The following is a 24,626-nucleotide window of genomic DNA, read 5'->3' as shown; positions in this document are numbered from 1 at the left end:
TTAAAAGGTTAGAAATTAAACAACTTTAAAGAGCCTTACTACAATATGATTTAAATAGACTAAACTAATAAGAGGATATTATGTTCAATATATGAGCATATATCCTCTTTTCTTATACATATTAGATTAGTTATACAGATATTGAAAATATAGTTTAATATGTATATAATATCCAGAAAAGTATGTACACTTTAAGTGGAGGACGTAGCCCATAGCGGGAGGCGTAGTGAGGTCTTTAGACCGAGCGTTAATATGATTTTAGGGGGTGAGTGCTATGAAAGTACAAGAGGTTCTCATAGAGAATAACAACAAGAGATACATATTATTGGATCAAGAGGGATTCCCTGTAATGCCAGTTATGAAATATATAAAGTATTTAGATAGGACAGGAAAAAGCCCTAATACTCAAAAAACATATTGTTATTCCTTAAAACATTTTTTTACCTACTTAAAAGAAACAAACAAAGATTATAAGTATATTAGGTTAGAAGATTTAGTAGAGTTTGTGGGGTGGTTAAGAAGTCCTTATGAGAGTTCAAAAGTCACTCCCCTTCAACAAGAGAAAGCAAAGCGAACGGAAAAAACAATTAACCTTACAATTACAGTTATAGCAAACTTCTATGATTACTTATTTCGAAACGAAGAAGTAAAAAATGACATGATGGAAAAGTTGATGAAACAAGTGTTTACAAGGGGGAACTCACGTTACAAAAGTTTCTTACACCATGTAAATCAGGACAAGCCACCAATCAGAAACATATTGAAATTAAAAGAACCACGCAAAAGAGTAGATACACTCACAAAAGAACAAGTACAACAAGTATTACAAGCAACAACGAATATACGAGACACTTTCTTGATTCAATTGTTATTTGAAACGGGATTGCGTATTGGAGAAGCTCTCGCTCTTTTTATGGAGGATTTTGTTTTTGATCATGCAAAGGGACATCGAATTCGTTTGATAGATCGTGGGGAATTAGAAAACGGTGCTATGTTAAAGACAGGTGAACGAGAAATTTATGTATCGCAGTCCTTAATGGATTTATATGATGATTACTTGTATGAGGTGCTTGATGAATTAGAATTGGATTCAAACTTTGTTTTTGTAAAACTGCGAGGAAAAGATGTAGGAAAACCAATGGAATATTGGAACGTAGAATCCCTATTTAAGCGTTTAAAAAAGAAAACAGGGATAAACCTACACCCTCACTTATTTCGCCATACACACGCTACAATTTACTATCAGAAAACAAAGGATATAAAACAAGTGCAAGAACGATTAGGTCACTCTCAAATTCAAACAACAATGAATCTGTACCTACATCCTTCGAATGAAGATATTCGGGAAGATTGGAATAAAGCACAATCCGAATTTAACCTAAAGAAAGATAACTAAAAGGAGGTACTGAATGAAACACATCAAAAGTTTTCGTACAGAAGAAATAGGCTTTCACGAAGGAATACAAAGAGAACTTTCAACTTATCCCGAAAAAACAGTACATGAAGATGGTTCGGTTTCAATTGAACAAATAAAAACCCCATATTTTTTAGTCAATGACGAGTGGAATATTAACGTTGTAGGTGAAATAAAACAGTTCGAAGAAGTCGTAGCGAACTTTACCTATCCAAATAAAAATATTCGTTTTCGATTGAGTAACCCTTCAATCAATTTAGAAGTGAGATATGTCTATTATCAGCAATTGTTTAATGATTTGTGGACAATCAAAAGCATATTTATGACTCAAAGCCCATTACAAAGAATGACGGAGTTCTTAAACGAAAAGTATCCTAAACTATTATCTTTATTGGATTTAGACATTGAAAAAGCAGAACGTGAGTATTTGTTTTGGCTTAATGAAAAGGGAATAAATACGAAAAAAATTAGAAAAAGAATAATTTACAAAGATACTGTTGGTAAATCAAGTGTAGCAATTCATTTAAGAACTGTTTACACTTTTCTATTCCAATACACAGATAAACGAGAAGAATGGGAAAAAGATAGATGGGATGTTCGTGTATTGCATGATAAATACGGTATTGATTACAACAAAAGTAATGTTAGTTATTACCTCGACTTCTCAAAAATTGACGAAAAGGTTCGAGAACAAGTCAAAAAATACTGTAAACAACGGTTAATTAGTAAAAATAAATTCTCATGGAGTACAGCACTAAATTATGTTATAAATCTATCAAAGTTCTTTACGTTTATATTTGCATTAGAACCCACATGGAAGGATTTAAAAACTTTAAAACGAACACATATTGAAAAGTACATTGAATATTTACATGAATACGCTAAAAACAATTCAAGGAATCAAAACTTGTATCCTGAACAAAATGTAATAACATCATTATCAGCCTTGCAAAAGTTTCTTGAAGATATTCAACGATATGAGTATGAAATGGCTCCCGAAACCCATGTGCGACTATTGATTTCCCCCGAAGATAAACCAAAATTACGAAAAAAGTCTATTGACCAAATTGATTATATTCCCGACTCTGTATTAGAGCAATTATTTACGCACATCAATGATTTGCATAAAGATGTTCAACCCGTTGTTTGGATAGCTTTTAAAACAGGACTTAGAATATCAGATGTATTAGGCTTAACTAATGATTGTTTAGTCAAACTCAATGGTCAATATTCGATTGAAACAGATATTAAAAAAACGTATGTAAAAGGGCATCGGATTCCAATAGACGTTGAGTTAGCCAATATACTTGCCGTTCTTATTGATAAATCCGAAGAACTAAGTCATCAAGAGAATAATCCCGAAGGGTATATTTTTGTTCGCTATCGTGGTCAACGAAAAGGTAAACCCTATTTGCAAGTGTGGATTCGAGATCAACTAAATATTTTAGCCAAACAAAAGAACATCACAGACGAAAATGGAAACTTGTTTCATTTCAAAACTCACCAGTTCCGTCACACTTACGGTGTAAAAATGTTAAACGGTGGTGCTGATATACTAACTGTACAAGAATTATTGGCTCACGCATCTCCCGAAATGACATTACGGTATGCCAAGCTATTAGACGATACAAAAAGAAAAGCATTTGAATCGGTTATCAAGCAAGGAGTTTTTAATTTCGACTTAAACGGTGAAGTGCAAGAAATCAAAGCAGGAGAAGATATACCTACAGACATACTGGATGCGTTATGGCAAGACCATAAGCTAAATGCGATGGACAACCCTTATGGAACGTGCCACGCTCGTCTAAATGGAAATTGCCCTCACATGGAAGCACCCCCATGTCTAACTTGTGGTGACAACCAAACACCATGTAAAGACTTAGCGGTAGGTTTTTCAGAGTTAGATCAACAAAAGTATGAACTTCATGTCAAAACAGCTACAAAAGCTATTGAGATAGCGAAACAACGAGGTCGAGAAGATATTGCAGAGAAAAATGAAAAGAATCTTCTACGCTATCTAAACATCTTAAATACCTTACAAGAAGGAAATATCATCTTTGGTAGACAAGAACGCATGAAACGGAGAGTAGGTGCTAAGAATGGCTAAATATGACCGTTCTGCCCACTTGAAAGCCATTCATGCCAATCGTAAAGCTAACACATATCAAAAGGTAGATGAAGCCATTAAAAGGCTTATAAAGGCTAATGAAAAAATAAACTTTAACAGTGTATCCAGTGAAGCTGATGTATCAAAAGCAACACTGTATAACAACAAAGACTTCCGTTCGAGAATTGAAACATTACGAAATCAACAGTCACAAGTACCTACCCCTAAACAAGTAAAGCGAGAAATGAACGAAAACAACAAAGATGCTCTCATTGGATCCCTAAAAAGAAAAAATCAAAAGTTGGAAGAGGAAAACAAGCAATTAAGGGAAAAACTGAAAGTAGCTTACGCAGATGTTTACAATAAATTGTAAAGGAGAATAACATTCTTCTCTTCTTATTCAACTAACGCGGCAGTTTAGTTTAATAACAAAAAAATCCAGAACTAATGTATAATCCATTATGAATATTTAAAAAGTGGAGGGTTGCATACACAACACCTCCTATTCTTTTTCTGCCGCATTTATGGGCTTCTTGTGTAGCTTTGAAAATATAGCGCGAAATCATGAAATGTGTTCTTATAAAGGGAAAAACTTTCCCTAGCTCATCCCGATTGCTCTGATGCAAAAGCGTAGAATTTCTATATTAGTTGAACTTTCACCCTAATGTCTCCTGTAATAAAAAAAGCCGCTTAATAAGCGACTCATACATAGGTCAACTCCGATAATTCGGCGGCTGTATACAGATAATAAAGTTGTTTAATTTTTAATAAAATCATTTGAAAAATAATAAAGGTATTTAAAAATGTTAGTCATACTATTCATCAAACGAGCCATTTAATGGAGGAACGCCTTTAAAGAAACTTGAACCTCAATAGTGTCATTCTACGCTTTCAAGAGATTCTTTAAGGAATTGAAATTCAAACTTGGTAGCTTCTAATATATCTTTAATATATTTTTCCTGATTTTCAATTCCCGTTACTAGATCTAGTTTATTAAAAAAGATTATCCAGTTTAAATTCTTCTTTGTTTCGAATCTGTATTTTCCTTCTATATCTTTGTTAGGGTAAATTTCGAAATAAACTCTCTCAGCCTTATTTAGGTTCCAATAAAAATGTTTGTAAATATAAGGAAGCCGAGCATCAAGCATACTCTTGTTTTTTTGTTTGGATAATGTTCTATTTAGAGACGCTAAATAGTCATTAATATTTTTAACAATTGCTTTTTCATCTTTTTCGCTACTTAGAATCCCAAATTCAATCTTCGTCATTAAGTAGTCCCCTTATTAATAAGTTATTTTCACTAATATTAACATTTTTATGAAAATAAGTTAAACCAAAAGAAGTTGCTATAAAAGTACAATCATTACTTAAGTATAGGGAGCGATTGTTCAATAAAATTTAGATTTTCAAACGACTTTATTGTTATATTTTTTAGGATATTGAAGTATCTTAAATTAAAAATTAAACAACTTTATTTTCATTTCACAGCGGCTGCTTAACGAGCTCTATTTAGTTTCTCCTTGAATTCCTTTAATGGTCGCTTACGACCATCATGATAAGGTTTATCATAAACAACATCTTCTGATATCATGATTTGCCTCATCAAAGCATGATAGACAGCAGGATGAAAAACAATGGAGTCTTGGGGGTATCGTGCAAATACCCATTCATCATAATCGATATCTTTGCAAGGGTCGTATTTATCAACTAACTCAAAGGTATCGAATTTTTCTCCGTTACCAATCTTTTCAATCATTTCTTCCATTATCTCAACATGAGTATCAGGTCCGTATGGGTCTTGAAGAAAAGCATCAAAGAGTTCGTCGAATGTTGGAGCCCAGATATGTAACTTTTCTTCTTTAGGAAAATGACTTTCCATTACAAAGATCAATGAGACACATCGCCCTTCCCAGCCGCATCTCGTGATTAATACTTTATTGTCATAGGTGTCGCCTCCAATAACAAGAACTTCTTCGATATTTTCGTTTAATGTAACGTTACCATGCTCATCAATGTCCTGTTCTCGTTTATCATCGACCACTACTTGACCTGTATAATCGAAACGGGGTTTATCCAGATATTGAAATTTCATATCCCACGGGTCCAACGGTACTCTATCTATAACACTCTCACATATGAACCGAGGAAATCCCTTCTCTGACAACTCATCATAATTCATTTTTTAACCCTTCCGATAAAAGTATTTAAGGAACGTCTACATTAATATTAAACTATGGAAATGATTGTCACAATTTAATTTTACAGAGTATCGTTACAATGGCAGATGAATGAATTCACATCTAGGTTTATCACCCCTAAAGGGAGGAGAATCAAATGCAGGTTGTCAAAGAAGAGCTATAAAAGTCTTAAAAGAACTATTTTAGATACTTTTGGAGATAAAAAAGTAGTGATAGGTACTCACGGGGCTGTTATGACCTTGATGATGGGTTATTTCGATAGCGCTTATGACTTGAATTTTTTACATAGTACATCAAAACCTGATATTTACAGAATTGAATTCAAAGAAATGGAATTAGTGAATGTTCAAAGAATATGGGGTGTGAATTGTTAACCAATAATAATTATTTTTTGTTATTGAACTAAAGGGTGCGTTAGTTTAAGAAGAAAGGACATAACATATTAGTCATATAAAATATGTTATGTCCTTTAATTTATCTAACTTTTTTCAATTTAGGTCTTGATAAATCATATTGTAGCGAGGCTCTTATATTTTTTAATCAGGATTAAATAACATTATTATCACTTTACAAAATCTCATTTTTTTATTTATATTGTTTTGCGACTATAAGTTCGACGATAGGATAAATAAAGAATGAAGAACAAAGTGCGATAAAAAGAGGAAGATTCTTTATTTCATCGAGTAATAGGAATGCAAATCCTTCTGATAATAGTAAAATAAAAAACATAAGGCATATAAGTGCAAAATAAGAAATTTTAAAGCTTTTATATTTAATTTGTTGTCCCATTTCATCTTTGCTTTCTTCTGATACTCCGTTTGGATCTCCCCACGTAATATGATTGATGAGGTAGCTAATTATTATTGCACTTGCGAAGATTGTTCCACCTAAAATCGCACCTTCAGAGATGTATTTATAGACTCCATGTATAAGTACTCCAAGTAACGATAAAACGATTGTTAGTAAAATGAAATTTTTGCGATTCATATTAGAAATAACACCTCCATAGTTGTAAAAAACTCTTTACATCCATAGTATAAAATTGGAAAAGTTTTATGTCAAATACTTTTTACATAAATGGTGCAAGAACATGATATTTTGTTTTTATGATTAATAAAAAATTACATTACATTTGAATGTAAAAGAATGGGCTCGCATATATTTGGAAGGGATGTCAGATTAATTTAGGGGGTAGTTATGTCTATTCTATTAAAAGCTGGTGCTGATGCAGGAAATAACGGTTTGAAGTTAATGGTGAAAGGGCAAGACCCTATTTTTATTCCGAGTATATATTCTTTATATATAGGAGAGCCTACAGGATTGTTAGATGAGAGTGATGTTTCATTATCTGAATTAGAAAATCACATTGACGTGACCATTAGTTCTCCATCACTAATGTTAAATAACGTGCGGTATATCGTTGGGGAAAAAGTCATTCAAGATCAATTAAAAGGTACTGAAGTTGAGAAGAAATCAAATAAGTCAACTGATGAGTTAATGGTTATTACAATTCTATCTGGTTTAGCGGTAAGTGCTATGCGTCAAAGTCCAACTTCTGGTCATATTAATATTCGTTATGATTTATCTGTGGCTCTTCCTATGCAACTTATTACACAAGAAATAGCTGCGGAAAATGCGAAACGTTATATGGGCAATCATAAGGTTGTGTTCCATTATCCTAACGGACGTGATGTGACAATTAATATTTCAATCGAATATTGTAAATGCCTACCTGAGGGCGCTTCTGGTACGTGGGGCATTGTATATGATGAAGAAGGAAATGTTGTGAAACATAAAATAGAATGTGAACAAAATCAAGTTTCAGAAATTGATTTTGTTGATAAAACTTTATTGTCTTTTGATATTGGTGCAGGGACGACAGAAGAAGTAGTTTCACTAGGTGTGAACTTTAGACCACAATTAAGTAAGGGCTTATCATACGGTGTGAAAGAAACGTTACTACAAATTATTACAAGATGGAACCGGAAGTATCCAACAAAGACGATTGATAGTATTACAGAGTTTAACCAAATTTATTTACATGAAAAGCACCCAAGAAATGCGTTACTAGTTGAAGAATCACAACCAGCATTATTAGGTTTAGCAGCGCGTGTCGCAACGGATATCATAAACAAAATTGATGACATGAAAGACGATCCATACGTATTTATTTATGGCGGGGGCGCAGTAATTATTAAAAACAGTTTAAAAATGATTTTAAAACAAAAAGGACGACTAACAAATGTAATCTTTGTAGATAATCCGTTATTTACAAATGCACGTGGATTATTAGTCTACACTTGTTCGCCAAAATATAGAGAGCATAAGCAAAAAGAGTTAGGATTTACAAACTTAACGATAAGTTAGTTGGTGGAAGTATGCGATCTAGGCGATATAAACGTGGTGATCGAGTAAAAATCAATATTCATAAATCAGTATCACCTGAAATGATTGCATGGCTGAATAAACAATCAAACCCAACCAATTTCTTTTTCTTTGCAGCGCAGCAACTCTTTAAACAAGTAGGAGATATTGATGTGTCAAAAGCTATACCAAGTAGCCATGTTTTCTCATTATACGCGGAGCCATCATCTTTATTAAAGGTCGAAGTAAATCCATTTAAAAATGTGCCACTAGAAGCTAATAAATCCACCGATAATATAAAAAAAAAATCATGGGAATCTGTTGATCAATTAGATTGTCCGTTTTTTTAAACATAGAAAAAAATAAGTATTGCCCATCACTATACATACGGATACAGTGATGGGCTTTTTTACATATAACGAATAGAAGGGGCACAAATTATGGTGTGCCCCTTCTATTCGTTATTTATCTATATTTTAGATGTATGTTCAGTAACTGCATGAATGATGTCTGCCCAGTCATCAGAATGATTTTCATGTCCTGCGCCTTCAAGGGTTAGTAGGACTGATTTAGGAATTTCATCAATAAGTGCGAGACCATGTTCAAAAGGGAGTGCAGTATCGTCTGTTCCGTGAATAACTAATGTAGGTGCTTGTATGGAGTGAAGCACACCTTCATAAGCATCATCACCTTGAAGTAAAGCGTGATTAAACATACTTAATAGATTGTTTGCGCGTTCTATTTCTTGTTTTACTTGATTATAGACTCTTTTTTCATCAAATGTTCGTTTGGATCCACATAATAGGCGAGATCCGGAAACTAAATATTCTGCTACAACATTTTCATTTGTCCAATCTAAATGCGTGCCATTTGCGTGATGTGTTAAAATTCTTTCGTCCATCGGAGGTAAATCGCGCGTGTTATCGTCAGAGCCTATCACACTTGTAGCCAGTAATGTTAAAGTTAAAATTCTTTCGGGATGTTTTACAGCAGCAATTTGAGCGATCATACCACCTAATGACATACCAAATAGATGTGCTTTATCAATATGATAAGCATCGAGTACCCCAATTGCATCTTCAGCCATATTTGTAACTGTATAATTGGAAGTTCCAGGCTCATATGTAACAGAGCATCCCACATCACGGTTATCAAAACGAATAACAAATTTCCCCGTGCTAGCCAACTGTTCACAAAACTCTTCATCCCAATAAACCATTGAACACGTAGCACCCATAATTAATAAAATAGCTGGGTTTTTAAGGTTCCCAAAGCTTTCTGTACATATATCAACACCGTTTATTTTAAATATCTTTTCAGTCATAGAGTTCTCCCCATTTCTTTTGAATTTCATTAAAAATACAATGTTGAGTGATTCTAAGGTGTATGTAAGTTTCGTTTTGGAATTAATAGTGCAATAACCTCTAAAAATAAGTATATAGCCATTCAAGGCAAAAAAATTTGAGAAATATTTGTATGTTATTAAAATAAATAGCAAGGAGGAATGGAAATGAAAGCAATTGTTATAGATCAATATAGTAATGTTGAAGAATTAAAAGAAAGAGAAGTTTTAAAACCAATTGTTAAAGGTAACGAGGTATTGATACGTATTCTCGCGACATCTGTTAATCCTGTTGATTGGAAAATAAGAAAAGGAGACTTACAAGAACAGTTGCGATTTTCATTTCCAATTATTTTAGGGTTGGATGTAGCTGGGGTTATTGAAGAAGTTGGGGAAGAGGTAGAGTACTTCAAAGTAGGAGATAAAGTATTTACGAAACCTGAAAATATAGGGAAGGGCTCTTATGCTGAATTCATTACAGTAAACTCGGATTTAGTATCTTATATGCCTACTAAGAGGCAGCTTCTATTACTCTTGCAGGACTTACAGCGTGGCAAAGTCTTGTAGATTACGCAAAAATAAAAGAACATGACCGAGTACTCATTCATGCTGGAGCTGGTGGAGTTGGAAGTTTGGCAATCCAAATCGCAAAATCATTTGGAGCTTTTGTTGCGACAACTGCAAGTAGTAAGAATGAAGAGTTTTTAAAGTCTTTAGGAGCAGATCTCGTTATTGATTATAAAAAAGATAAATTTGAAGAATTACTATCAGATTTCGATATTGTATTAGATACAATAGGTGGCGAAGTACAAGAGAAAAGCTTTCAAATTATAAAATCTGGTGGTGTGTTAGTTTCGATTGTTCATGAGCCAATTCAAAAAATAAAAGGGATAAAATCAGGTTTTTTATGGCTAAAACCAAACGGAAAGCAATTAGAAGCATTATCAAAATTAATTGTACATGGAAAAATAAAACCAATTATAAGTAAAGTTGTGCCGTTTAATGAAGAGGGGGTTAGAGAAGCTCATATTTTGAGTGAAGGTCAACATGTTAGAGGTAAAATTGTAATGAAAGTCGGAGGATAATGAAGATAGTGGCTTGTAGAGAAAGTGAAGTTGAACTACAAAAAACGCAGAAAGAAATACTATCCAAAAAGTCACATTTTCATTTTGGATAGTATTTCTTATTAGACATGTAATGTTATCTCTATAATATACAGTTTCGTATTGTATCATGTAATTTCTCTAAACCAATCAACATATCTTTTTCATTTAACATTGAATAGCTAATCCGTAATTTGTTATTATTTATATCGGTATTTAATAGACAAGCTGTTCCTGGTAAAAAAGAGACATCTACTTCATTTGCTTTTTGTAATAAGGTAAAGGGATCTATGGAATCCGGAAGTGTAATCCATAAATTAAAGCCACCATTTGGTATTTCAAATCGTAATTCTTTAAGTGGTGATAACATATCAATAGTTATATCACGTCTAATTTGTAAAGCCGTACGTAATTTTTCTAAATGGTTTTTCATACGTTCTGCACGTAAAAAAGGAAGGAGTGCTTTTTGCGTTAATAAAGGACTACCGATATCCATTGAACCTTTTACAGCATATAACCATTCAAAAATAGGCCCATCGGCAATAAGAGATGCGATACGCAATCCTGGTGCTAACGTTTTACTAAATCCTTTTATATATATTACATGACCATTCGTATCAAAGTTTTTGATAGGAGAGGAAATAGTAGCACCCTCAAAATATATTTCTCCGAAAGAATCATCTTCAATTATAAAAAACTCATATAGCTCTGCTAGTTCTATAAGTTCCATTCTCCGTTCATTACTCATTACTGTACCTGTCGGGTTCTGGAAAGTTGGATTCGTATACAATAATACGGGATTTTTACTTTGACAAATATCATCGATTAAGTCGGAGCGAACTCCATGATTATCAAGAGAAACTGGTATAATTTTAGCACCTTTATTGATGAAAATATCAAGTGCAGCACTGTAACAAGGACTTTCCACTAATACAATATCACCAGGTTTTAATAATGTTTGAGCAATTAAATCAATTCCTTGTTGTGCTCCGCTTGTAATTAATAATTGAGATGGATCGGTCACTAAATTTTGGTGTTCACTTAAGTAATTTGCTATTTCAACTCGCAGTTCATAATCACCCTGTACTGGCCCATAAGTTGCTAGGATCATCTGGTCTTTATGAAGTATTTTATGCATTTCATCTGCTAAGAATGGATTTGGCAATAAACGAGGATATAAAATCGCTTGTGAAAAATCGTAATATTTTCGGTGCTGATTCATTGCATATTGAGATCGCATAACATTAATCGTTTTCGTTTGTTGCCATTTGTACGGAATTGGTTTGAAATCTTTCTTTATTTTTTTATGTATATAAGCACCTTTTCCTTGCTCAATGCGTATATATTCTTTTTTTTCTAATTGCTTATATGCCTTACGAACAGTTAATAGGCTAATCTGCAAATCTTCGGCCATAGAGCGTAAAGATGGAAGGGAGTCACCATGCGCAAACATGCCACTTTGTACTCTTTCAACGATTTGCATATATATTTGTTGGTAATACGGTATGTTGGATTCTTTACGAAGGACAATCTTCATGCTTTCACCTTTTTCGTTTTTATTTTATTAAAGCGAAAAATATAAAGAGAATCAACTACAATTTTAAGTAACTGTTATATACATAGATACACTGTTATACACCATACCTTCTATACTCATGTTAAGAGTAAAAAGGAGGAAGAAAAATGGTCATTTTCAATTATATTTTAGTATGTATTATTTTCGGAACAACATTTTTAACGATAAAAATCGGTATTGAAGCAGGAGCGCCACCATTACTTTCAGCAGGAATTCGTTTCTTGTTAGCAGGCGTAATTCTGATGATTATATTTAAGTTAAAGCGAAAAGAAATTATGCCACATGTATTTTCAAAACGTATTATATATGCTGGTTTTTGCTTAACATTTATGACATTCGCAACTTTGTACTGGGCGGAACAATATATTTCTTCAGGGTTAGCTGCTGTACTTTCTGCTACGGGGCCGATGATGATTTTGTTATTACAAGCAAAGAGAAATAAGACAAAATTGCAAAAGGAGCAACTCGTAGCATTAATTATCGCACTAATAGGTGTTGTTTTTGTTTCTTTACCAGGAACGCACCAAGAAGTAAGTCTCATATGGAGTATCGCTTGTTTTGTTTTAATAATAGGAGAGTTATTTTACGGAATAGGCTCTATTCGCTCAAAAGAAATACTTTCGGATTTACAAAGTGTATCACCATTTCTCATTAATGGTATTCAAATGTTTTACGGAGGGGTTTTATTACTAATCGTATCCGTCATAGTAGAACAACCGAATGTATCTGTATTAGCTTCATGGAGTGTACAGTGGCCTATTTTATATCTTATCTTTATCGGATCAATTGGTGGGCACGGATTATATTATTGGCTCTTATCAAAAACAAATCCTGTATTCCCGTCAACGTGGTTATATGTATCACCGTTAATTGCTATTATTGTAGGATATATCATATTAGGAGAACCTTTAAACCCTACAATGGGGATAGGTGCTTGTTTTATTTTGGTTGGTGTATTTTTAGTTAATCGATCTACACTCCGGAGCTATTTCAAACAAGGGAAATTATTTGAGAAGGAAATGTAGTTGTATAAAGAAGCAGCCCTGTTATAATAGGGCTGCTTGAATTTTATTAACGATACGGATTGACTTTATTTATATTGGAAAGGCGTAATATTATTAAGCTATATGAAAGAGAACCACAAAAAGAGGGGAGTTATTATGAAAATGAATTGGACTGAAGTAAAGGAAAAAATTCGACCGCAAATTTCAAAACCATCATATGAAACTTGGTTTTCTAATACTACTGTTTATTTAGAGGATGATATATTAACGATTTATTGTCCGAATGAATTTGCACGTGACTGGTTAGAATCTCATTACAAAGAATTAGTATTTCATACATTAAGAGAAATGTTTAATACGACGTTTGAAATTCAGTTTGATTTATGTAATGGCGAACCATCTAAATTGAAAGATGTTCAAAAAGAAAGGCTTAATAGCTGGGATGAAGTAAAGAAGGCATTAAGGCCAAAAGTAGCTGAGAAAACATTTATGACATGGATTAGAAATACAAATGCTATTATAGATGAGAATAAGTTAATAATCTTTTGTAAAGATGCTTTTCATCATGATTTGCTTGAAGGTGAGTATAAAAATATAATTTCAAATACCGTACAGAAAATTACTAATGAAGAATATCAAATTTGGTTTGAAATAGGATCAAACGCCGCTTCAATATCACAAACTCATCATATGCAAAATAAGCAACTCACTTCCGGACAAGAGGAATCAAAAATAATTTGGAATCAAATAAAAGATAAAATACAAGTAACAATTTCAAGACCTTCATATGAAACATGGATCAAAGAAACGACAGCCAGTATACATGAAAATTCATTGACTATTTATTTTAAAAACGAATTCCAACAAGAGTGGGTTGAAAAGTCTTATAAAGATTTAATTTCGCATATAGCAAAAGAGTTAACTGGAAATACATATGAGCTTCAATTTGAATTAAAATCAAATACTATTGCAACCGATAATGGTGAAAAATCAAAATCATCTAGGGGTATGACAACCAAAAGCGAAATATGGGGCCATATGCAAATATATTCCAATTAAACTCTTGATTGGTAGTTCAAAAGAATCTACAAATATAGTGGATTCTTTTTTATTTTTTCTAAAGAAAACCCGATAATGAAAATTCCCGTTGTCACAAAAACGACCATTTTTGTGACAGGGGTGGGGATCAAGAACTGAAGTCAAGTGAACTAGCAATCTCGCTGTCACAAAAATATGTAACAAAATTATTTTGTAACAATACCTATTTCATATCGTTTTTGATACAATATAACAGAAAAGGAGGAATTATATGAAGTTTGGATATATGCGGGTATCTACCATTGATCAAAATTTAGACCGCCAGGAACAGCAACTAATAGACGCTGGGTGCGAGCGTATGTTTTTTGAAAAAGTAACAGGAACCAAACGAGATCGTCTGGAGCTAAATAGAATGTTAGAGTTTCTGCGTAATGGAGATACAGTAGTAGTAACAGACCTGACTCGACTTTCACGTTCTACAAAGGATTTAATTGAGATTGCCGAGATCATTTCTCGAAAAGAAGCGAATTTAAAAAGCTTAAAAGAGTCCTGGCTTGATACAACAACTGCACATGGAAAAATGCTGTTTACTGTTTTTGCTGGTATTTCTCAATTTGAACGAGATTTAACTTCAGAGCGAACAAAAGAAGGGATTCTGGCAGCAAAAAAAAGAGGCAAATATCCTGGTAGACCATCTGTAGACAAAGAAAAATTAAGTTATGCATTTTATTTAATAGAACAAGGAACAAGTATCACAGAGGCTGCCGAAAAAGCCGGTGTATCTAGAATGACCCTTTATCGAAACATGGACTAATAAAAGATTGTATTAGTAGTTAAATTCATATAAGGAGTTTTTTTATGCCTAGTATTGAAGATACAGCTTATCCTCGACTGAAAAGTAATCCATCCCAAAAAGAATTACAAGAGCTATATTCTCCTACAATTGAAGAAATTCATTGGATGAAGCCACATGTAAAAGGAGATGTAGCTAAATTAGGATTATTCGTTTTACTAAAAACATTTCAACGATTAGGATATTTTCTTCCTGTAACAGAAATACCTGAAGACATTGTCATACATATTGCTCAAAAAATGAATCTTACTCTTGTATCACGAAATGATTTACAGAAATATCATAACTCAGGTACTCAAAAACGTCACCATGCCTTGATTAGAGAATATAAAAACATTCATTTCTTCAATGACCAAGCTAGAAAAATTATGACTGATACAATGAATCAAGTATCATCAACAAAAGACGACTCAGCCGATTTCATTAATGCTGCAATAGATGAATTAATTCGTCAGCGTTTTGAATTACCTACTTTTTCTACTTTAAATGAGACAGCTAAGAGGTTGCGATCTCAATCGTACCATGTGGTGTATGAACAAATATATCAATCGATACATGAAAACGATAAAAATAAGATTGATTCTCTCTTTCAAACGAATGATGGTACGGTGTATACTCCCTGGCATCATCTCAAGCAAGATGCCAAAAGTCCTACTATAAAGCATTTCAGGGAATTAGTAGCACAAATGGAATGGTTAATGGATCAAAAAGTAAATACTACTATACTGAAGAGTATTCCTTCTGTTAAAGTACGACAAATGGCCTCGGAAGCCAAAACGCTCGATGCAGCACGAATGAAAAAAATGGAACCTAAAAAACGATATGCACTTGCTCTCTCTTTTATCCAATCTCAACTCGCCCATGTTTTAGATAATATTGGAGAAATGATGGTTAAGAGAATGATGTCCGCCCGTAATAAAAGTCGTGATCAGTTACAACACTATCAAATGAAGAACCAAAAACGGACCGATTTGTTAATTACAACTCTTCATGATGTCATTCTTGCTTATCGTTCAGGAAATGAATCTCAAGATAAAATGGAAGCGATTGAACAAGTAGTAGGAAACCGACATGAGGAGATATTACATGATTGCGAATCACATCTTGCTTATAGTGGTGATAACTACTTTGTCTTTGTCTGGGATTATTATAAAAGTAGTCGTTCTACGTTGTTTAAAATTTTAAACACGGTTTCCCTACGCTCTACAAACCAAGATCAAGGATTAGAAGATGCGATTGCGTTTTTAAAAACTCATCAAAATTCCCGAAAAGAGTCTCTTTCTATCGTAAGTATTGAAAAAAAGGGATACTGGAAAAAGGAAATAAAACCTCTACTCGATTTATCGTGGATTCCTGATGCATGGTGGAGATGGATAGCTCCAAATCGAAAATCTGGGTGTTATCCAGAAGAAGTGAATCGCCGTCACTTTGAAGCTTGTGTATTTACCCAAATTATGTGGGGTTTAAAATCTGGAGATATTTACATTGAGGGAAGTGAAAAATACGCTGATTATCGACAACAACTTATCACTTGGAATGAATATGAACAAAAATTATTGGATTTTTGTCATAAAAACAATCTCCCCTCTACAGGTAAAGAATATGTAAAACAATTACGGAAAAGGTTTATGAAAATAGCAAAGAAAACAGATGCTTCTTTTCCATACAATAAACAAGTGCGTATTGAGAATGGTGAAATTGTTATTGGAAAGTCAAAGAAAAGAAAACCTTCTCCTAAATTAAAAAGTTTAGAAAAATATATTGCTCAAAATCTAGTTCCCATCAATGTTTTAGATATGCTAGGTGATACAGAACATTGGTTAAACTGGACTCGATTTTTTAAACCCATTTCAAAACATGAGGCTCGATTAGAAGATCCGATTGAACGCTATTTAACTACTGTGTTTTGCTATGGTTGTAATCTAGGGCCTGTTCAAACTGCAAGATCATTAGGAAATATGGACCGAAGGCAAATTTCATGGGTAAATCAAAGACACATTACGACAGAAAATCTAGATCAAGCAATCCAATTCATTATTAATTCCTATAACAAATTCGGCCTACCTAAGTATTGGGGAGACGGGAAAAGCGCATCTGCTGATGGAACAATATGGGCCTTATATGAACAAAACTTGTTATCTGAGAGGCATATCCGTTATGGAGGATATGGGGGAATTGGCTATTATCATGTTTCTGATAATTACATTGCATTATTTAGTCATTTTATACCGTGTGGTGTATGGGAAGGACTTTATATACTAGATGTCTTAATGAATAACAATTCTGAGATTCAACCAGAAGTCATTCATTCTGATACACAAGGACAAAGTGCTACCATTTTTGGATTATCTACCTTAATGGGAATCGAGTTAATGCCACGAATTCGAAATTGGAAAGATTTAAAAATGTTCCGTCCAGATAAAGAAAGTCGATTTAAGCATATTGACGATATTTTTACCGATGAAATTGATTGGGATTTAATTGAAATCCATTATAAAGATATGCTACGAGTAGCCATGTCAATTGAAGTAGGAAAAATTACCCCTTCAACTATCTTAAATAAGTTAGGAACCTATAGTAAGAAAAACAAATTATATCAAGCGTTTCGTGAATTAGGACGTGTGATTCGTACCATGTTTTTATTAAAGTACATAGCTGATGAACAATTGAGACGTACCATTCAAACGGCTACAAATAAGAGTGAATCATTTAATGGGTTTACCAAATGGCTATTTTTTGGCGGAGAAGGAGTCATTACTGAAAATAATAGAGAAAACCAAAGAAAAGTGATTAAGTTTAATCATTTAATAGCCAATTGTTTAATCTTCTACAATGTATTTGCATTAACACAAGTGTTACATGCTTATCGGCAAGACGGAAATGAATTGGACGAAGAAGTATTAAGCGAACTAAGTCCATATATCACAGCTCATGTGAATCGGTTTGGCAAATATGGAATTGATCCAAATAGACAGCCACCGGATTTACAGTTTGATATGCCAATTTACCAAGTAGCTAATTAACAAAAAGGGTATGTGGCGAATAAAAACTTCTTCACATGCCCTTTATAAATTGGAATATATTTGCATATGGCCCCATATTTCGCTTTTGGTTGCCATACCCCATATAAGGCATACCTATCAATGAGTTTTGAAAAAATCAAATTAACCTCCTCCAAAATACATATTGTTTAAAACATAGAAAAAATTTATGTTTTAAATTAATTAGGAAATATTCTCTTTTCCTAATAGTAGGTGCTTGAATTATAAAAACAGGTGATAAATTTGTATATTATATTATAAAGCTTACAATAAATAATTTATACTAAAATTTAAGAAGCAAGTTAACATTCTTTTCTAATTAAAAGCTGTAATATCTATGAGGAACTTAACAATTCCCATATAGATATAGATATTCACAAATAGCTTCTCTATATTTATTGTATAGAAATTATACAATAAATTTTTCATGTTACATACATTAAATTAAGCTTAACCTCTGCTTTTTTCTATAAGTCTCTTAAATTGACTAACTCCTTACCAATATTCTAAAACGACTGTGTTTTTGAATTTGTGTTCTAGCTTTTCTTGACCAGGTAAATGAATAACTACACATAAACTCCTTATATCTATAGATAAACTACCGATTAACTCCATTTAAACTCTAGATAATCTATATAAAATAAGAGTTATCAAGGAGGTAAGAAAAAATGAATTTTATGAAACGTGCAATTCTCAGTATGAAAAAAAGGATAGGAACATCATTAATTTTGATGGCAGTTTTTCTGATTGTTACAAATTTGGTTCTTTCAGGGTTTACAATCCAAAATGCATCAAAAAAAGCAGCGGATGGTGCAAGAAAAAAACTGGGTGCAGATGTTACTTTAGGTCTTGATTTCGACAAATTAGGCCAACAAGCTCGTGAAACTGGAGAGATGCCTAAACCAACGAAGCTGAACACAAAAGAAGCAGATCAATTAGCGAAGTCAAAATATGTAAAAGACTATAATTACATAGGCAATACTTTCGGAATTTCTGAGGGGCTTAAACTAGTAGGAGCTTCAGAAGGAGAAGATGAAGGAAAAGGTAAAGTGGGAATGGCGGCTGTACGAGGCAGTTCAAGCTCCGGTACAGAAATAGATATGAATTCTTCTTTTATGATTGAAGGGGTTCGCAAGATAGCATTACGAGAAAGCTTTAAAAACGGAAAAAGTAAAATCATTGATGGAAAACCAATTACAGAACTGATGAAAGATCAGAATGTAGCTTTAATGGAAAAACGATTAGCGGAATTAAACAATTTGAAAGTAGGAGACAAAGTTAAAGTGCAATCAGGGGATAAGAAGGAAACCCTTGAGGTTGAAATTATCGGTATTTACGAAACAAATGAGCAAGCAATGGGTCAACAGGCTCCTCCTATTATGGATCCAGCTAATAAACTATATATGCCGTATTCTACTATGAAAAAATTAGAAGTAGACCAAGGTATAAGTAGTGTTCAAGTCGTGTATTTCTTGAATGATCCACAATACATTGATGCATTTAAAAAAGAAGCAAAAAAATCTAATATTGATTTTAATTATTATAAATTAGATGCGCATGATTCATTGTACAAGCAAATGATTGGTCCTATCGAAAATATCTCTTCGACTTCTCAAATGATTATTTATATTGTATCGATTGCAGGTGCAATCATTTTAGGATTAATCATTATGCTATCAATTAAAGGACGGCGTAAGGAAATGGGGATTCTTTTATCTATTGGAGAGAAAAAGTGGAAACTAATGGCACAGTTTGTAGTAGAAGTAGTATGTGTCGCTATTTTAGCATTTGGATTATCCATAACAACTGGAGCTAAAGTTTCTCAATATATCGGGGATCATTTACTTTCGAGTGAAATTGCTACTGCAAGCGAAGAAACAGACACCTCGCAAAATGGTACTGTAATGATGGCTGGACCTGGTGGCACATTACAAAATCAAAAAGAAGATCCAATTGATAAAATTGATGTAAGTATAACAGGAGAAGAGGTAGGGAAAATGGGTGGAATTGGACTAGCTATTGCTATAATAGCAACGCTTCTTCCGGCATTATCTATTCTGCGTTTAAATCCAAAACAAATTCTTTTAAAAGATGAATAAGGAGGCTCGATATGGAAACGATTTTACAATTTAAAAATTTGGATTATTATTATGAAAGTAATGGGAAAAATGTAGCAATACTAGACAATGTTAACTTTTCTTTTCAAAAAGGGCATTTCTATACAATTTTAGGACCATCCGGATCTGGCAAAACCACAACTCTAAGCTTAGGTTGTGGACTAGATGTCCCTAAAAATGGTTATGTACTGTACAATGGAAAAGATATTCGAAAAATTGGTTTGGATCGATATCGTAATCAAAATGTATCTGTAATTTTCCAATCTTATAACTTAATTACCTATATGACCGCTCTTCAAAATGTCTTAACAGCGATGGAAATTACAGGTGTTAAAGTGAAAAATAAGACGGTAAGGGCATTAGAGTTATTAGAGAAAGTAGGACTCACAGAAGTAGAAGCGAAACGTAACGTCTTGCAACTAAGTGGCGGGCAACAACAGCGTGTAGCAATTGCTCGAGCGTTATCTTGTAATGTTGATTTACTTATTGCAGATGAGCCGACAGGAAACCTCGACGAACAAACGGCAATGGATATTATAGAACTGTTTCAAGAACTTGCACATAAAGAGAATAAATGTATTATCGTTGTGACGCATTCACAGGAAGTTGCTAGAAAATCAGATCGTGCAGTGTATTTAAGTAATAAGAAGTTGGTCGTAAACGAAATCTAATATAAACATCGTAGCTTTTCAATTCACATAATTTTCGAAATCCATCACTTTCAAAAGCTTATATTTGATTTATAATAAAACCAAGCCATAACCAAAATGGTCTCCCCGTACTGAATGTTAAAATAGTTTGTTATTCCCGTTTTAACAATATTTGAAAAAGAACTTGTAGGATATTCTACAAGTTCTTTTTGTTATAATCAGTTACCTATATTATAGGGTAATTACACATAAACACGGGACATTACCTAGATATATGATCTAAATGCTATCCCGTTTAAATATTTATCTGCATAGTTATTGAAGAATTAAACCTACTATCATAATTAAACTAAATACTATCATCCAGCCAAACGCACAATAGCCGAAGATTCTAATCCATTTAGGTAATTGATTCATGTTAACTTTATTTGTGGGAACTCCTTGCATAGAAAACATCATTTTTTGATCTCTATCCCTATTATTTTGTTGTTCATACATAACATCATCACCTTTCCAGGACTATATTGTTTATAGTATATCAGCATGAAGAAAATTATGTACAGAATAAAAGGGGATAGGTTACATCTTATGTAGTGAATTTTATAAATAAAGACGTTTAATTGGTCATGACTCTAAGCACCAATCCTTGATAAATATTGAAAAAGAGCTCTACTTAAATACGACTCATTTTCTTCAAGTATTAACTTACTGGATATGCATCAGAACTAAGATAGCGTTCTTTTATAATTTGAAGATGATGAAGCTCATGACCAGCAATGATGTATGCTAATGCACGAACTGTAACTTCAGAATTATTCGCATTTCCTCTTTGTGACCAAGCTTCTTTATCTAAGCTTCTAAGTAAAAACACGGTAGATTGGCGAACAACTATTAAATTCTCAAGAAGATCTTGCATAGATTGCTTATCAAAAGCAGCTCTAAGAACATACATATCATCATTATAGCCTGGAAGTTCTGCTGTCTCGCCTCGAGCGATTGATAGCAATCGATATGCCATAATCCGTTCTGTATCTGCTATATGACCGATTACTTCTTTTATACTCCATTTAGTAGGAGCATATCGGAAAAGTCCCTCACTATCAGAAATTCTCTTTATTAAAAGATTCGTTTCCTTCATTTGTTGTTCTAGAATATGTATGATATTTCCGTCTGATACCAATTTGGTATACGTTGCATAATAGGAGTTATATTCACTTACCTTTGGTCTTATTTGCATACGAATCATCCTTTATGTTTTATGTTTAATCTTTACATATAGCTTATCATAAAAGAATTCCAAATTAATCTGAAAAATGCATATTTGCCTCCATTTTTCATCTTCCTTTTCAGTTGCATAGATGAAATGCATCTCAAATACAAGCGGAATTTCGTTTTTTTGCTGTTATAGTAGAAGGTGAATATTTAAGTTGGATACAGTTTGTCACTACTTATGACAATCGCAATTTAAGAAGTAGCATATATCATTAAATGAAAAGCCTGTTAATAAGTTTATACTTACTACAAAAACAAACAAACTCGTCCTATTTAAAGGAGAGTTTGTTTGTTTTTGTGTTTAGATAATGGAATACTCATGATAAATTGCACACTATGTTCCATATTTTTTATAGAATACTTTATATCTAGTCTTTCAAGAATTTGTTTAACAATATATAGACCTAAACCACTTCCTCCGGTATTTCGATTCCTAGATTTTTCAATTCGATAAAATGGTTTGAAAATTTGTTGTATATCTTCATCTTTAATATTGATACCTGTATTTATAATTTGCATTTTAATTTGACCTTGTTTAGAATCCTTACTTAACTTTATATAGACTTTTTCATTATGTGGTGAATACATAACTGCATTATGGATAATATTTTTACATGCTTTTTCAAAAAGAACACGATCTGTATAAACAGAAAGGTCAGAGTCAATTTCTTTTATTATTTGGATGCTTTTTTGAGAAGCGAAAAATTCAAGATCTTTTGTGATTGTACCTATTAATTTTGAAAGATTAACTTCTTCTATTTTTAGTTTAAAAGTGTGTTGTTCTAACTTTGACATACTTAAAATTTCACGAACTAGTTGTTCCATACTTTCAATAATTTGATGATTTTTCTTTAAATATTGATCACGATTTTGATAAGGGCCAATATTGTATATCATCCCTTCTAAGTATCCTTTCATTACAGTAAGAGGGGACTTTAATTCATGTGCTACAATCGCAAAAAACTCTCTGCGTTTTGTTTCTATTTCTCTTTCTTTTTCAATATCATTTTTTAATTGTTCATTTGCTTTTTTTAAATCAAACATAGCTTGTTGTAAGTTAATAGACATGTCATTCAAACTATTAGATAATTCTCCTAACTCATCTGTAGAACGAACCTCAATTTTTTCGGAGAAATCTAAATTTGCCATCTTTTGTGCACCCTCATTAATATAAATAAGTGGCTTTGTAATAAACCTGGAATAGAAATAAGCACTCCCTATACCAATTACAATCACAATGATACTAATATAGGGGAGAAAGCGCACTAATACTTGCGAAGCTTCATCAATCGGTTGAAATGTTGCGAACACTACAAGCGTTAAACTACCATCTTGGAATTGAATTGGTTCCGTAACATTATATGAATTGCTAATGGTACCTGCATTCTCAAATCGTGCTGCCTTAGTAACTACTGTTGTTTGTTTACCACTTTGAATAAAAGAAAATGAAGGCGAGTAAATAATTATTCCTTCTTTATTTTGAAGCGAAAGCATCGCGTTATTTTTTTTTGCGTATTCATCAAAAAGTGGTATCGCATCTTGAAACGTAAGATCCTTGGACTTATCAATTATTTCTTTTATCCCTGTTTGAAGTTGATCTGTTTTGTATTGCTCATAAAACGTAGGGAGAAAGAAATATAAAGTTAAATAAATCAACACCGCAAAGGATAACAAAATGAGAGATGTAGTCATAAAAAGTTTATAAGTAATTTGCTTCATCTTCATGATTTTTACAATGCTATTCATCAATTTTATAACCAATCCCCTTTATTGTTTTAATATAGGGGATGGCTAGTTTTTTACGTAGATTTTTAATATGTGTATCTATTATTCGTGTTTCTCCAAAATAATCGTATCCCCAAACTTTTTCTACGATACTTTCTCTTGTAAGTACTTTTCTTTCATTTTGAAATAGTAGTTGTAGAATTTCGAACTCTTTTGTCGTTAACAAAATTTCAACATCAGTTACATATACTCTATATGCATCAACATCAATGCGCACTTCTTTAAATACCAAATGATTATTTACATTTTTATCATAACTTCTTCTAAGTACAGCTTCGACTCGTCTAATCAAAACATGAAACGAAAAGGGTTTTGTTATATAATCATCAATCCCAAGATCGAACCCTTTCATTTGATCTTCCTCTTCTTCTAACGCAGTTAGCATAATAATTGGTATGTTTGACTGACTTCGAATCATTTTAGCAACTTCAAATCCATTAAGATTGGGCATCATTACATCTAGAAGAACTAAATCAAAGGATTGCTTATTAAATTGTGTCATACCCTCTAGTCCATCTGAAGCAACTACCACTGTATACTGTTGTGTCATTAAAAATTGTTTAATTAATTCCTGAATTTCTTGATCGTCCTCTACCACGAGAATATGATAGTTTTTCATAATATCACCTCTGGTAGTCATTATAGCCGTACAATCTGGAGTTTATGTGGAGATACAGTAGTAAACTTCATAGGATGTTTAACGTATTAACTTCATTTTCAAGATTCTGTATTCTCCAGAAAAAAGTATTATTACCCATATTC

The 24,626-nt window shown here is 32.8% G+C and carries 19 protein-coding genes and 3 pseudogenes; 13 read left to right on the top strand and 9 right to left on the bottom strand.

Features of this window, described 5'->3' with window-relative positions; translation table 11 throughout:
• Positions 1 to 274: 274 nt before the first annotated feature.
• From QCI41_RS03690 to QCI41_RS03680, 3 genes are read left to right on the top strand one after another with little or no spacing between them, the layout of a single operon-like run.
• Positions 275 to 1,396 (top strand): tyrosine-type recombinase/integrase, encoded by a 1,122-nt coding sequence (locus QCI41_RS03690; protein ID WP_128294882.1) that lies wholly within the window; start codon positions 275 to 277, stop codon positions 1,394 to 1,396.
• Positions 1,397 to 1,409: 13 nt separating this feature from the next.
• The gene (locus QCI41_RS03685; RefSeq protein WP_353838292.1) at positions 1,410 to 3,521 is read left to right on the top strand and encodes a tyrosine-type recombinase/integrase; all 2,112 of its coding nucleotides are present in this window, start codon (positions 1,410 to 1,412) and stop codon (positions 3,519 to 3,521) included.
• Positions 3,514 to 3,894 (top strand): DUF6262 family protein, encoded by a 381-nt coding sequence (locus QCI41_RS03680; RefSeq protein ID WP_353838293.1) that lies wholly within the window; start codon positions 3,514 to 3,516, stop codon positions 3,892 to 3,894. Before QCI41_RS03685 ends, QCI41_RS03680 begins: the two co-directional genes overlap by 8 nt.
• A gap of 505 nt (positions 3,895 to 4,399) precedes the next feature.
• Here QCI41_RS03680 and QCI41_RS03675 read toward each other — a convergent pair.
• Positions 4,400 to 4,789 carry a hypothetical protein gene (locus QCI41_RS03675; protein ID WP_353838294.1) on the bottom strand — a complete coding sequence of 130 codons (390 nt, stop codon included), beginning with the start codon at positions 4,787 to 4,789 and terminating at the stop codon, positions 4,400 to 4,402.
• A gap of 227 nt (positions 4,790 to 5,016) precedes the next feature.
• Entirely contained in the window at positions 5,017 to 5,700 is a 684-nt protein-coding gene (locus QCI41_RS03670; RefSeq protein ID WP_353838295.1) for a hypothetical protein, read from the bottom strand.
• Positions 5,701 to 5,836: 136 nt separating this feature from the next.
• Here QCI41_RS03670 and QCI41_RS03665 point away from each other — a divergent pair.
• Positions 5,837 to 6,093: pseudogene (locus QCI41_RS03665) on the top strand (histidine phosphatase family protein); the annotation flags it as partial.
• Between the two features lie 211 nt (positions 6,094 to 6,304).
• On the opposite strand, the gene QCI41_RS03660 reads toward QCI41_RS03665, so the two are convergent.
• A complete protein-coding gene (locus tag QCI41_RS03660; protein WP_353838296.1) occupies positions 6,305 to 6,706 on the bottom strand; it encodes a hypothetical protein in 402 nt (133 codons plus the stop codon).
• Between the two features lie 210 nt (positions 6,707 to 6,916).
• Here QCI41_RS03660 and QCI41_RS03655 point away from each other — a divergent pair, with 210 nt between their 5' ends.
• Together QCI41_RS03655 and QCI41_RS03650 are read left to right on the top strand one after the other, a co-directional pair.
• Positions 6,917 to 8,086, top strand: a complete 1,170-nt coding sequence (locus QCI41_RS03655) for a ParM/StbA family protein (RefSeq protein ID WP_000025616.1) — start codon at positions 6,917 to 6,919, stop codon at positions 8,084 to 8,086.
• An 11-nt stretch (positions 8,087 to 8,097) separates the two neighbouring features.
• Positions 8,098 to 8,433, top strand: coding sequence for a hypothetical protein (locus tag QCI41_RS03650; RefSeq protein WP_353838298.1), 336 nt, complete (start codon positions 8,098 to 8,100; stop codon positions 8,431 to 8,433).
• A 119-nt stretch (positions 8,434 to 8,552) separates the two neighbouring features.
• Here QCI41_RS03650 and mleBCA read toward each other — a convergent pair whose 3' ends face one another.
• Positions 8,553 to 9,407 (bottom strand): BCA family alpha/beta fold macrolide esterase, encoded by an 855-nt coding sequence (mleBCA, locus tag QCI41_RS03645; RefSeq protein WP_353838299.1) that lies wholly within the window; start codon positions 9,405 to 9,407, stop codon positions 8,553 to 8,555.
• A gap of 186 nt (positions 9,408 to 9,593) precedes the next feature.
• On the opposite strand from mleBCA, the pseudogene QCI41_RS03640 reads away from it, so the two are divergent.
• Positions 9,594 to 10,510: pseudogene (locus tag QCI41_RS03640) on the top strand (NADP-dependent oxidoreductase).
• Between the two features lie 121 nt (positions 10,511 to 10,631).
• Here QCI41_RS03640 and pdxR read toward each other — a convergent pair.
• Positions 10,632 to 12,065, bottom strand: coding sequence for a MocR-like pyridoxine biosynthesis transcription factor PdxR (pdxR, locus tag QCI41_RS03635; protein ID WP_353838300.1), 1,434 nt, complete (start codon positions 12,063 to 12,065; stop codon positions 10,632 to 10,634).
• Between the two features lie 146 nt (positions 12,066 to 12,211).
• Here pdxR and QCI41_RS03630 point away from each other — a divergent pair, with 146 nt between their 5' ends.
• The 6 genes and pseudogenes from QCI41_RS03630 (at position 12,212) to QCI41_RS03605 (ending at position 20,828) form a co-directional block, all read left to right on the top strand.
• Positions 12,212 to 13,129 (top strand): DMT family transporter, encoded by a 918-nt coding sequence (locus QCI41_RS03630; RefSeq protein ID WP_353838301.1) that lies wholly within the window; start codon positions 12,212 to 12,214, stop codon positions 13,127 to 13,129.
• Between the two features lie 135 nt (positions 13,130 to 13,264).
• A pseudogene (locus tag QCI41_RS03625) lies at positions 13,265 to 14,101 on the top strand (DnaA N-terminal domain-containing protein); the annotation flags it as partial.
• A 316-nt stretch (positions 14,102 to 14,417) separates the two neighbouring features.
• Positions 14,418 to 14,960, top strand: a complete 543-nt coding sequence (locus QCI41_RS03620) for a recombinase family protein (protein ID WP_353838034.1) — start codon at positions 14,418 to 14,420, stop codon at positions 14,958 to 14,960.
• A gap of 44 nt (positions 14,961 to 15,004) precedes the next feature.
• Positions 15,005 to 18,022 carry a Tn3 family transposase gene (locus tag QCI41_RS03615; RefSeq protein ID WP_353838033.1) on the top strand — a complete coding sequence of 1,006 codons (3,018 nt, stop codon included), beginning with the start codon at positions 15,005 to 15,007 and terminating at the stop codon, positions 18,020 to 18,022.
• Between the two features lie 686 nt (positions 18,023 to 18,708).
• The gene (locus QCI41_RS03610; protein WP_353838302.1) at positions 18,709 to 20,139 is read left to right on the top strand and encodes an ABC transporter permease; all 1,431 of its coding nucleotides are present in this window, start codon (positions 18,709 to 18,711) and stop codon (positions 20,137 to 20,139) included.
• Between the two features lie 11 nt (positions 20,140 to 20,150).
• Complete coding sequence (locus tag QCI41_RS03605; protein WP_283886194.1) at positions 20,151 to 20,828, top strand: ABC transporter ATP-binding protein; 678 nt, start codon at positions 20,151 to 20,153, stop codon at positions 20,826 to 20,828.
• Positions 20,829 to 21,122: 294 nt separating this feature from the next.
• Here the strand turns inward: QCI41_RS03605 and QCI41_RS03600 are convergent, their stop codons facing one another.
• The 4 genes from QCI41_RS03600 to QCI41_RS03585 form a co-directional block, all read right to left on the bottom strand.
• Positions 21,123 to 21,305, bottom strand: coding sequence for a hypothetical protein (locus QCI41_RS03600; protein ID WP_002172101.1), 183 nt, complete (start codon positions 21,303 to 21,305; stop codon positions 21,123 to 21,125).
• A gap of 202 nt (positions 21,306 to 21,507) precedes the next feature.
• A complete protein-coding gene (locus tag QCI41_RS03595) occupies positions 21,508 to 22,044 on the bottom strand; it encodes a DinB family protein (RefSeq protein ID WP_353838303.1) in 537 nt (178 codons plus the stop codon).
• Between the two features lie 308 nt (positions 22,045 to 22,352).
• Positions 22,353 to 23,825 (bottom strand): sensor histidine kinase, encoded by a 1,473-nt coding sequence (locus QCI41_RS03590; protein WP_353838876.1) that lies wholly within the window; start codon positions 23,823 to 23,825, stop codon positions 22,353 to 22,355.
• Positions 23,818 to 24,483: a response regulator transcription factor gene (locus tag QCI41_RS03585; RefSeq protein WP_353838305.1), complete on the bottom strand. Its 666-nt coding sequence runs from the start codon at positions 24,481 to 24,483 to the stop codon at positions 23,818 to 23,820. Before QCI41_RS03585 ends, QCI41_RS03590 begins: the two co-directional genes overlap by 8 nt.
• Positions 24,484 to 24,626 lie beyond the last annotated feature (143 nt).

Source organism: Bacillus cereus group sp. MG4, from assembly GCF_040460055.1.
Lineage (GTDB): Bacteria > Bacillota > Bacilli > Bacillales > Bacillaceae_G > Bacillus_A > Bacillus_A wiedmannii.
The sequence above is the reverse complement of the archived record's forward strand: the minus strand, read 5'-3'. Positions and strand labels throughout refer to the sequence as shown.